Consider the following 11,067-nt stretch of genomic DNA (forward strand, 5'->3'; position numbering starts at 1 on the left):
AGAGCAACGTATAGTCCAGTCATTCCACCACATGAATACCTTACTCGATCAACTAGAACGTAAATTCTCCCGATGGTCCATTCCGGGCCTTATACGCTATCTCGCCATTCTTTTTGTTGGTGTGTTTTTACTGACAGCATTCAACCCGGCATTTGCTGAAACGCTCGATTTCGATTACCCCAAAATTCAAGCCGGTGAATGGTGGCGACTCTTCACGTTCATCTTTGCATCGCAAGTAGGCTCATTTAACTGGCTCTCCATACTTTTCCTCTTTTTCGGAACCATGCTGATGTTCATGTTCAGTGACGGACTCGAACAACAATGGGGGGTCTTCAGAACTAACCTTTTTGTTTACTGGGGAATTCTCAGCACACTGTGCGCAAATCTGCTCTTCGCCATTGTATTTAACCAACCCTCCAGCATGAGTGGTATTTATCTCGCCAGCTCTATCCTGTTTGCTTTCGCCACCTATAATCCGCGCTACACACTGATGCTGATGATGTTCATCCCCTGCCCTATCTGGGTCATAGCAGCTATCTCTGGTGGGCTTATGGTGTTAGGATCGCTAGGCAGCCCTCTGACTTTCCTCTTCCTAACCATCTGTATTTCCAACTATCTGTTCGTGGCAATCCCGCTATTCATAGCCCATTCAAAAAACCGCAGTTCCACTCACATACGCAGGAAGCGCCACGCTCACCAGTTTTCCAACAAAAGAGAGGCTTTCCACACCTGCCACAGCTGTGGAGCCAATGACATCACCCATCCCGATGCCGAATTTAGAGTAGCCCCAGATGGCAATGACTACTGCTCAGACCACCTTCCTAAATCATAATGTCTTCCGCTCTAAAAATCCTACCACCTATCGAGCCGCTCTCCAACAAGCTCGCGGTCACGGTAAAACTCCCCAAGCCATTGGTGGTGTCCTTCGTCCGAAATGAAGTGACAGCTTGGCGTAAAGAGATCCTCTCTGGTGTGGAAAGCACACGCGCAGCCATCGAGGAATCGATCGCTGGGAAGCTGCAGGAATTTGCTAACTCTCGACTGCAGCCAGTGATCAATGCCACCGGAGTTTTGATCCACACCAACCTAGGTAGGTCGCCACTTGGCAAAACTGCTGCCGCCGCGCTCGAGCAAATTGCTACAGGCTACTCAAACTTAGAATTCGACCTGCCACAAGGAACCCGTGGCAAGCGCGCTGGCTATTTAGAAACAGCACTCGCATGTCTGGTTCAGTCAGAAGCCGCCACAGCTGTAAACAACTGCGCTGCTGCTCTGGTTCTCATTCTCAAACACCTGTGTAAGGGCGAAAAAAACGAAGTCATCGTCTCACGCTCTGAGCTAGTCGAAATTGGAGGTGGCTTCAGAATTCCTGAAATCCTCGAGACATCGGGAGCACAGTTAGTCGAAGTAGGAGCCACTAACAAAACACACCTAAAGGACTACGCCAAAGCGATCACCCCTAACACAGCTCTTATTCTCAAAGTACACAGGTCTAATTTTTACATCGAAGGATTCACCTCTGAGCCAGACATCTCCGAGCTTTCCACCCTTTGTATAGAGCACAACATCCCGCTCGTTGAAGACATCGGTTCAGGAGCTATGATGAATACCGACGAGCTTGCTCCAATTGATCACGAGCCGACCCCGCAAGAGGCCCTCACAAAAGGTGTCGACCTGATCTGCTTCTCTGGTGACAAGCTGCTAGGCGGTCCACAGTCAGGAATCATCGCAGGCCGGGGTGACCTAATTGCCGGAATTAAGTCTGAGCCATTTTTCCGAGCCGTCCGCTGTGACAAGCTGATCCTCACCGTGCTGCAAGAAAGCATCGATGAATACCTCAGAACCCAAGCTTCACCGAAGGACACTGACGTACCCAACCTCAAAGCGCTCGCCATTTCCTCTGACCAACTGAGAGCACGTGCTGAGATAATGTTAGAAGCCATTGGCGCTACCGACAAAGCCGATATCAGCATCGCCGAATCTGTCGCGACCACGGGTGGCGGCACCATGCCACGATCAAAAATACCCTCCATCGCTCTACGAATCACACCCACTGGGATAAGCCTCAATAAGCTAGCAAAACTCCTGCGTACAGGCTCACCAGCCATCGTCGGCTACACACAGGATGACAACTTGCAGTTAGACCTCCGCACGCTATTCGATTGGCAAGATCCGCTTGTTAGTCAAAGGCTTAAAGAAGTTCTCAATGGGTAAACATAAGCAACGCGGCAGCACACATCCCTGGGTGAAACTGTTGTTTGTGGTCAAAAAAGACAAACTGATGGAATACCCAAGCTCCAAAACAACGCACTCTGCATCATCGTCACCAATGTCTTTGCTGCAGGTTTTCTCACTGCTTTAGTGAAACGCCCACCATCTACCAAGTCGATGGACTCAATCAGAAAAAATCGTGACTGCTCGATCAGCTATTTTAAGTAACTGAGTGAGATTGGATACTTACCTATTGGCGGCCTACAAGCCACCTACACCACCCATGCCAACAGTTTGTGCCGCTCCACGGACAACCTTCCCAGGTAAAGCTAGAGTATTTCTAACCAAAGGGGCGTTGCAAGAACTCAAAGCTGAAAGGGCTAGAGTCGCGATACAGAGTTTCCAAATTGCTTGCATGTGCGTGACACTAAAGCTTTGCTCCTCGCTGTCAAATCTAACCCCGCATTGCGCCAAATAGAATGACTCCCAGATCCAAACATTATCTAAAAATCTGCCGAACAAAACAACATCCCATATTAAGTTTATACCGAAACGATCTCTGTATTAAATTTGGAGATTCAACCTGAAAGAGCGCGACTACAGTCAGTTGAGAAATGTGGAGGCACGTTACTCGGCATTCATCAGCCCTTTGATGCTATCCATTTGGGCTTTCCACGCGTTCTTGCTGTAGCCACACCTGCTAGAGTCATCACGTAGGGAACATTGTGTCTCTGGCAATATTGATAGACGAGAAGGTCCCGAGCGGCGATGCCTGCGGCACTCATCCTCCCATTGGCTAGCGGATCTCCTGCTAGAGAATCGCAACCAGCTACGTGGAAAACGATATCTGGCTTAGATTCGGCGAAAACACGTGGCAGCACCCTCTCTAAAGAGGCATTGAATTCCGCATCGGTCACACCCTTTTGCACGGGTAAATCAAGATTTCCCAATTGCTTTGGCCATGGATAGATATCCATTTCATGCATCGAGAAAGTGTAGGTGGTCGGGTCATTTTGCAGGCAAACAATTGTACCATTGCCTTGGTGAATATCTGTATCGATCACCAGAGCTCGTTTGATCACCCCTTCCTTTTGTAGCTTACGGATAGTGATAGGCACATCGGCGATGATGCAGAACCTTCACCTTTGTCGGGCATGGCATGATGGTAGCCACCTCCTAAGTTGACAGCGGCACCCAGCTTCAATGCTAAACGCGCAGCAGTCAATGTTCCACCGGATGCGGTGATGAATGGTTGGACCACATTTTTTTCAATATTGATCCCTGGGATTTTAGCTATGATCGGTGCTTCTAGATAAGTAGCTACGAGCTGCTTATCTTTTAAATTCTCTAGGTATTGCTCAGAGTGGACTAACAACAAATCCTCACGTGTGAGTTCCTCTGGCGCATGACTGGATTCCTCGGTCATAAATCCCCCAGCCTTCAATCCTTTATGGATTTTATCGTATTTTTTGATGTCGAATGGATGCATTCTTTCTAAACCAAATAATTCGATCGTCGACTTGCTAGAATACACGACAGGGATGAGCTTTTTTGGAGGTGTCTGACCCACACTTTGACAACTCGTCATGGCTCCGAGCCCGACACTGGCTAACAATATCCTTTTCAACATGAGTTTATAGCAACATAGATTGAACCCCTCCAACAATTGATTTATTCAATACAACTATTAGTCTCAGCTTGCTACCATGAAACAGAAACTCATCTTTATCCTTCTCCCCCTCGTCTGCATCATTGGTTTTCTAATGTGGTGGTTTTCCACCACCCAAGTATTGCTCCGTCGCAGCGCGGATCTCATCGACTGTGTGCGAATGGAAAAGGACACGGGACGTATTCAGCGAGCCTTCAAGGCTGAGAACCTGCGCGATCTGGTGGCCAGCGCAATCACCATCACCTACCCGCAGATGGAATCCACTTTTTCTCACAGCCGATCAAGCAACGAGCCCATCACTCTCAGTGAAGATCGCGCCAAGACTACGCTGCTCTATCTCACGGAAATGGCCGAGTGGATCACTGTCGAGAATGAATCGATAGAAGTCCTCAAAACCGATGATAAATCAGCCGAGGTGAAGGTAAGCTTCGATCTAGCGGCCAAGCTCAAGGGTAAACCCGAGCAATCCTCAGCAATGCAAGGGACTTTTAGCTTCCAGTACGTCAACAACCGATGGTTGGTGGATCAAGCCACATTTGAATAATAAATCGCTCTAGCCAAAGTCTCGATTATCGACTACTCCAGCGGTCTCACTACTATGTCTCAAGCCACCAAACTTTCCGCTAGCGCCCTCAAGTACTACTTCGAACAAGACGAAGTAGCCAAACCGTGCGGGAAGACCTTGATCGTACAAGGCACACCTGGAACTTGGCTCGACTACTTAGAATGCGACACCCCCGACGTGCTTAGCTATCTAGCAAATGAGAACGCGCAGTGGCAACAAGCTGGGGTCACTCCCCTACAGAATAGTGACGAGAAGTATGATCTGATCATCCATTTTGCTACAAAATTTGCCACCGAGAATCTAAGCTCACTCGGCAAGCTCAGCCAGCAACTTAACCCGAATGGTCGCTGGATTTCCGTCGTCCCTAATAAGATGGGTGCGTCCCGCTTAAAGAAGGACATCAAAAAACTCTTCAATGAAGTCGAGACCTGCAGCAAATCAAAGTGCCGGATTTTCGACACCTACTCTACGATTGATGCACCACTCGCTCGCAAGTGGGCTAGCCTCGGTAAGATCAAAGCGATCAAGGACACCGAGTTCCTTACGACTCCTGGAATATTTTCCGCTGAGAAGATTGATAAAGGATCACAATTGCTCGCAGAGATTCTTAAGAAGGAATCATTCTATGGATCTGGCGCCGACCTCGGTGCTGGCTACGGGTTTCTTAGCAAATCAGTACTGGAAACACCTCGCAACAGAATCCGCGAAATCGTTCTTTACGAACTCGATAAGCGAGCTCTCGACTGTGCCCAACAAAATCTAGCAGACCACGACAAAACCCTTTTCCAATGGTGTGATGTCACAGCAGGAACCCACCACGAGCGCAAGTTCGACTGGGTAGTGATGAACCCACCCTTCCACGAAGCGCAGGACCAGAGCTATGAGCTTGGCAAAACATTCATCCGCGAGGCTGCCCGAATTCTCAAGCCCGGTGGTGGTCTCTACCTCGTGGCAAATCTCCACCTCCCGTATGAAGAACTCATCCGCACAGAGTTTAGATCCCACAAGCTCCTAGGTGAGGAGAATGGATTTAAGTGCATTTTTGCTAGAGCTTAGCTTTTTTAGCCGCGAAATGTGCGAACTGACCTCCCACACCCAATCGCGTGCATATAGTCACGTGAGGCTTAGCCTCTATACGTGATACGCCCCCCGTTTCATCAGTTCTGCCTGAACTCAAACTCTGAACTCTTCCCGCAGGGATACCAATGACCCGCGTGTGTCACCGCGTGAGCCTATGGCTCTATACGTGGACCCATGACTCTTGACTAATGACCGCCACAGGCTCTCTGAAAAATGAAAGTTAAAAACTCAACTTCAAATCGCGTGCGCCAAAGGCGTTTTACGCGACCCATCATTCTTGACAATGCACCAACGAATAACATCGCTTAACATTCTATCAGTTAGGCGGATAATTTTGCAGGGGCCTTGAGTTTGGCTGGTCTTCTTTCAGTTCAGTTCAGTTCAGTCTGAACTCTGCACTCGAACTCTGTCCGCCAATCGCGTGAGCCTATGGCTCTATACGCGGATCTACGACCGCCGCAGGCATCCCCCCCTCATCACTTGAATAAAAATTGAAACGGAACGTGAAACAAACGGAACACCTAACACACTAATCAATAGCTCGTTCAGCACACCTATCAAAACGGCGCAATATCAGCAGCCAACCAGCGACATTGCCCGTCGAAACTTCCCCCTTCACACACCTGCTAGAACTTGCTACTACCCTGCATCATTACTCCCATGTCGTCACTCACCCGTTTCATCAGTCTTGTCTGAAAACTGAACTCTGAACACTGCTGCCACAGCCATCCCCCTTTCTCCTTTATCCTTCCCCCTAACAATCTATCACTACTCCCACGCGCAACTGCGCGATCACTCACACCTTTATCCTTTCTCCTCACCACTTCACACTTTTCCCTAAACTACTTTCATGATCTGGAACGAACCTGCTGACACATCTGACACATCCGCCGAGCTAGAGAAGCGCCTATGGGCGACTGCTAACACGCTCTGGGCGGATGCTGACCTCAAGCCCTCCGAGTACTCACCTATCGTGCTCGGCATCATCTTCCTGCGCTTTGCCGATGCCAAGTTCGCAGCGGTCGAGGCCGACATCCAGCCAGCCGAGGGTTCGCGCCGTCGCCGGGCTATTGGGCCTACTGACTACCATGCAAAGGGCGTGCTCTACGTGCCGGCATCTGCACGCTTCCAGAATATTCTAGAGCTGCCTGAGGGCGAGGCTATCGGTCAGGCTATCAACGAGGCGATGAAAGCCATCGAGTCCGACAACCCGGACCTCGCAGACGTGTTGCCGAAGACCTACCACATCCTCGACAACCGCACGCTCACTTCCCTGCTCAAGGACATCGCCTCTATCCCACTCAGCGAGAGCGGCGACACCTTTGGACTCATCTACGAATACTTCCTTGGAAAGTTTGCCATGAGCGAGGGCCAGAAGGGCGGCGAGTTCTACACGCCAGTCTCCATGGTCAAGCTCATCGTCGAGATCCTAGAGCCCTACCACGGCCGCATCCTCGACCCAGCCTGTGGCTCCGGTGGCATGTTCGTCCAGTCCGCCCGCTTTGTGGAGGAACACCAGAAGAACCCCACCACCGAGCTCTCGGTCTACGGTCAGGAGAAAACCTCCGCCACCTCCAAGCTCGCCCGCCTCAACCTCACCGTCCACAACCTCACTGGCGACATCCGCCAGGGCAACACCTTCTACGAGGACCTCCACGACTGCCCCGGCCGCTTCGACTTCGTAATGGCGAACCCACCGTTCAACGTCAGCAAGGTCGACAAAGAACGCCTCAGCACAGAGTGCGGGCCGCACGGGCGGTATCCATTTGGGATGCCAAAGACGGATAACGCCAATTACCTGTGGATTCAGCAGTTCTATTCTTCTTTAAATGAAAAGGGCAGAGCCGGGTTTGTGATGGCAAACTCCGCCTCCGATGCACGCTCGTCAGAGGCTGACATCCGCCAGAAGCTCATCGAGACCGGTGCTGTCGATGTCATGATCGCCGCCCCGTCGAACATGTTCTACACCGTCACCCTGCCAGCGACTCTGTGGTTCTTTGATAAAGGAGCCATCGCCACACCACGCGAGGACACAGTGCTCTTCATCGACGCCCGCAACATTTTCCGCCAGATCGACCGCGCCCACCGCGACTTCACCCCCGCCCAGACCGAGTTCATTGCCAATATCGTCCGCCTCCACCGAGGCGAGCAGCCCGAACTCACCCACGGCTCAGAAGCCAAGCTCAAGGAGGTCTTTGGTGATCCTTCAGACAATTCACCACTCACCATTCAAAATTCACCATTCAAGAATATCCCCGGCCTCTGCCGCGCGGCAACGCGTGCTGAGATCGCCGAACAGGGATATTCGCTGAACCCTGGCCGCTATGTCGGTGCTGCACCGGGTGAAGAGCTCAGTGACGAAGACTTCAACGAGAAGCTCATCAGCCTCAACGAAGAACTCGTCGTCCTCAACGCCGAAGCTCGTGAGCTAGAAGACACTATTGCTGCAAACGTAACGGAGATCTTGGGAGCATGAGTGAGTGGAAAGAAATTCCTTTAGGAGAACTGGCCACCTTTAAAACAGGTAAGCTGGATTCTAATGCGGCCACTGAGAACGGGGCCTACCCTTTCTTCACTTGCTCACGTGACACCTTCCGAACTGATACATACAGCTTCGATGACGAGGTAGTCTTACTTGCTGGTAACAATGCTAACGGTGTATTTCCGCTAAAATACTTCAAAGGTAAATTTGACGCCTATCAAAGAACTTATGTTATACGCCCGATAGACACCAAGTTTCTCTCGACTCGTTACCTCTATTACGTCCTTAGGCCTCAACTAGACCACCTTCGCAGTATTTCTACTGGAGCTGCCACTAAATTCTTAACGATGGGCCTATTGAATAGCCTCTCACTACCAGTCCCCCCACTCGCTGAGCAGAAGCGTATTGCTGGCATCCTTTCGGCCTACGATGAACTTATCGAGAACAACCTGCGCCGCATCAAGATCCTCGAAGACATGGCCCAGTCCCTCTACCGCGAATGGTTCGTCCACTTCCGCTTCCCCGGCCACCAAGACACACCCCTAACCGACTCCCCCCAAGGCCCCATCCCCCAAGGCTGGGAAGTAAAGAAACTTAAAGATGTCACCTCTAAGATAGGAAGCGGAGCAACTCCCAAAGGAGGTAAGGACGCCTACAAATCAGAAGGTATCAGCCTAATCCGCAGTCTTAATATTTTCGACCACGAGTTTAAGCACAAGAATCTCGCATTCATTGACGACGCTCAGGCCAAGAAACTGAACAACGTCATTGTCGAGGAAAACGATGTACTTCTCAACATTACTGGGGCCTCTGTTGCCAGATGTACGATGGTGCCCCCAGTGGTTCTCCCAGCACGCGTAAATCAGCACGTTGCAATTATTAGAGCCAATCAGGATTGTGATTCATTCTATATCCTAGATGGAATAAACAGCGACGAAAGGAAACGAGCTATTTTAGCCATGGCACAAGGCGGAGCTACTAGAGAAGCGCTCACGAAGACAACTCTAAACAACCTTGAATTCGTGATCCCACCCTCTGCTATTCTTCAACGTTACTCAAGTATCAGGCGTAGCCTTTTCGACGAGCATCAGACGCTCGCCCACAAGAACCAAAACCTCCGCTCCACCCGCGACCTCCTCCTCCCGAAACTACTCACACCATCATCATGAACCTAAGACAGCAACTAGTTGAAGAACGCGTAAGCATAACAGAGCAAGATCTAGGCCTACCTCGTGACGAAGCTTTTGAAAGATTTTGCCACACTACTTATACTGGTATTAGCTCTCACGCATTTGAAGCTGGTGATTGGGTAGATGGGGCTGAAGACAAACAGATAGACTTGATTACAATCGTTGACAATGAAGGTGAAGCCGACATTTACATCATCTCTACGAAATTCGTTAAATCCTTCTCTTCTAACGCGATCATCCAATTCAGAAATGGCCTGAATTGGATTTTCAACAAATCACGATCTGACATTGAATCCATTGAAAACGTCCGATTTAAAGATAAAATCAATGAAGTTAGATCAACAATCAACGGTATAGGATACTCCAACGCAAGGATCCACTGTGCCTTTATAACTAACGGATTAAGTTCCAATTTATCTAATGAGTATGACCGTGAGGTGCTGACAATTCTTCAAGAGTACGACAACTCAACCTTTCAGGATTTCACATTCGAAAGTATTGGCGCTGATGAACTTATCAGCATGCTTAATATGCTTGAAAAAACAGATCGATCAATCGACGCCGAAATCCCGATAAGGTACGACACCAACAACCCCTCACTTATTCGGTATCACAGTGAAGGCTTAAAAGGTCTAGTGTGCTCCGCCGCAGCAACCGATATCGCGACAATTGTTAATCAAGATAGAAGCGGTGTAATATTCGATTCTAACATTCGACGATTTTTAGGTAGTTCAGGAGAGGTCAATAGGGACATAAACAATACTTGCTCTGACGCATCTTCAAGCTACCAGTTCTGGTTCCTTAATAATGGTATCACAATCATCTGTGACAAGTTCGACCCGACGACCGACCCTGACAACCCCCACGTAAAGGTTACAAATCTCCAAATTGTAAACGGCTGCCAAACTGCGTCAGCCCTAGCAATTGCAGCTAACAGCGGCAGCCTGAAAGCTGATACTCGAGTGCTACTAAGAATTTACGAAACACAGGACCCTGAGCTGATTGATAAAATCGTCCTTACTACAAACAACCAAAATAGGATCAGTAATCGTGACCTTAAAGCCAACGACTCTGTGCAAGTTGATATGGAAGCAGCTTTCTTAACTTATGGGTTTCTGTATGAGCGCAAAGTAAACCAATTCAGAAGTATCTCCCTAGAGGGTAAAAGGGTTGTCGCTAACGAGGTTATTGGCCAATGCTATCTTGCTACCGTAATGAAGAAACCAGCCGACGCTAGACGTCGTAAGTATAAAGTCTGGTCTGATTACTATAACCATATTTTTTCAGGAAATTCCATAGAGCCGCATCTATTGAGCTTCCTGATTTATGAAGGAGCTAAATCATGGATTAATGACAATAACATTTCTAAAAGTACTAATAATCTAGAACGAAAACTTGTTAACAATGGGATATTTCACATCACAAGGATAGTAGCCTTCTTATGGAGAGGCACTGATTCTTGGACTACTAACAACCTAAGTGAGAACATCTCCGCAGTTTTAAACTCCCCCGAAGTTTTAGTTAGTCACCTACCTCAAACTCTCACTATTTTAACAGAACTTATTGAGTCTAATAATGTATTCATGAGAGACCTCGATGGAGCTTTGAAGTCCAACATACTAGAGACTGAAATAACCAGAATTTTGCATCAAGGCTCATACCCAGAGGCGCCATCTAACCTATCTCAAGGCTTCCTACCTATTTAATAATATACACAAACCTCCACGTCCCCCACGTCCACCTAACTCCATGATCTTTCGATCCTACAGCAACTATCCAAATTCTGTCCCCCATGATACTGACTTTTTCTTAGTGGAAGAGAGTTGGGATGATTGGTTTACCTACCAGACGACTTTTGTTCTATTAACCC

At 48.9% G+C, this 11,067-nt stretch carries 7 protein-coding genes and 1 pseudogene; 7 read left to right on the top strand and 1 reads right to left on the bottom strand.

The genetic code is table 11. From position 1 onward, the window contains the following. The first annotated feature begins 31 nt into the window (after positions 1-31). Together BSZ32_RS17380 and selA are read left to right on the top strand one after the other, a co-directional pair. Complete coding sequence (locus BSZ32_RS17380) at positions 32-832, top strand: rhomboid family protein (RefSeq protein WP_105044588.1); 801 nt, start codon at positions 32-34, stop codon at positions 830-832. Next, complete coding sequence (selA, locus tag BSZ32_RS17385; protein ID WP_105044589.1) at positions 832-2,214, top strand: L-seryl-tRNA(Sec) selenium transferase; 1,383 nt, start codon at positions 832-834, stop codon at positions 2,212-2,214. Before BSZ32_RS17380 ends, selA begins: the two co-directional genes overlap by 1 nt. Positions 2,215-2,852: 638 nt before the next feature. Here selA and BSZ32_RS19920 read toward each other — a convergent pair. Continuing rightward, a pseudogene (locus BSZ32_RS19920) lies at positions 2,853-3,841 on the bottom strand (histone deacetylase family protein). Between the two features lie 76 nt (positions 3,842-3,917). On the opposite strand from BSZ32_RS19920, the gene BSZ32_RS17400 reads away from it, so the two are divergent. From BSZ32_RS17400 to BSZ32_RS17425, 5 genes are all read left to right on the top strand, one after another. Then, positions 3,918-4,424, top strand: coding sequence for a hypothetical protein (locus BSZ32_RS17400; protein ID WP_105044592.1), 507 nt, complete (start codon positions 3,918-3,920; stop codon positions 4,422-4,424). A 54-nt stretch (positions 4,425-4,478) separates the two neighbouring features. Then, positions 4,479-5,501, top strand: coding sequence for a class I SAM-dependent methyltransferase (locus tag BSZ32_RS17405; protein ID WP_105044593.1), 1,023 nt, complete (start codon positions 4,479-4,481; stop codon positions 5,499-5,501). Between the two features lie 874 nt (positions 5,502-6,375). Further along, complete coding sequence (locus BSZ32_RS17415) at positions 6,376-8,001, top strand: class I SAM-dependent DNA methyltransferase (RefSeq protein WP_105044595.1); 1,626 nt, start codon at positions 6,376-6,378, stop codon at positions 7,999-8,001. Then, the gene (locus tag BSZ32_RS17420) at positions 7,998-9,176 is read left to right on the top strand and encodes a restriction endonuclease subunit S (protein WP_105044596.1); all 1,179 of its coding nucleotides are present in this window, start codon (positions 7,998-8,000) and stop codon (positions 9,174-9,176) included. Before BSZ32_RS17415 ends, BSZ32_RS17420 begins: the two co-directional genes overlap by 4 nt. Continuing rightward, positions 9,173-10,903 carry an AIPR family protein gene (locus BSZ32_RS17425; protein WP_105044597.1) on the top strand — a complete coding sequence of 577 codons (1,731 nt, stop codon included), beginning with the start codon at positions 9,173-9,175 and terminating at the stop codon, positions 10,901-10,903. The genes BSZ32_RS17420 and BSZ32_RS17425 overlap by 4 nt, the downstream gene beginning before the upstream one ends. Positions 10,904-11,067: the final 164 nt, after the last annotated feature.

Source organism: Rubritalea profundi (assembly GCF_002954445.1).
Lineage (GTDB): Bacteria > Verrucomicrobiota > Verrucomicrobiia > Verrucomicrobiales > Akkermansiaceae > Rubritalea > Rubritalea profundi.

Bases quoted from the DNA above. Each gene is read 5' to 3' on its own strand.
- BSZ32_RS17380 (WP_105044588.1), top strand. From the start codon at position 32: ATGAATACCTTACTCGATCAACTAGAACGTAAATTCTCCCGATGGTCC.
- selA (WP_105044589.1), top strand. From the start codon at position 832: ATGTCTTCCGCTCTAAAAATCCTACCACCTATCGAGCCGCTCTCCAAC.
- BSZ32_RS17400 (WP_105044592.1), top strand. From the start codon at position 3,918: ATGAAACAGAAACTCATCTTTATCCTTCTCCCCCTCGTCTGCATCATT.
- BSZ32_RS17405 (WP_105044593.1), top strand. From the start codon at position 4,479: ATGTCTCAAGCCACCAAACTTTCCGCTAGCGCCCTCAAGTACTACTTC.
- BSZ32_RS17415 (WP_105044595.1), top strand. From the start codon at position 6,376: ATGATCTGGAACGAACCTGCTGACACATCTGACACATCCGCCGAGCTA.
- BSZ32_RS17420 (WP_105044596.1), top strand. From the start codon at position 7,998: ATGAGTGAGTGGAAAGAAATTCCTTTAGGAGAACTGGCCACCTTTAAA.
- BSZ32_RS17425 (WP_105044597.1), top strand. From the start codon at position 9,173: ATGAACCTAAGACAGCAACTAGTTGAAGAACGCGTAAGCATAACAGAG.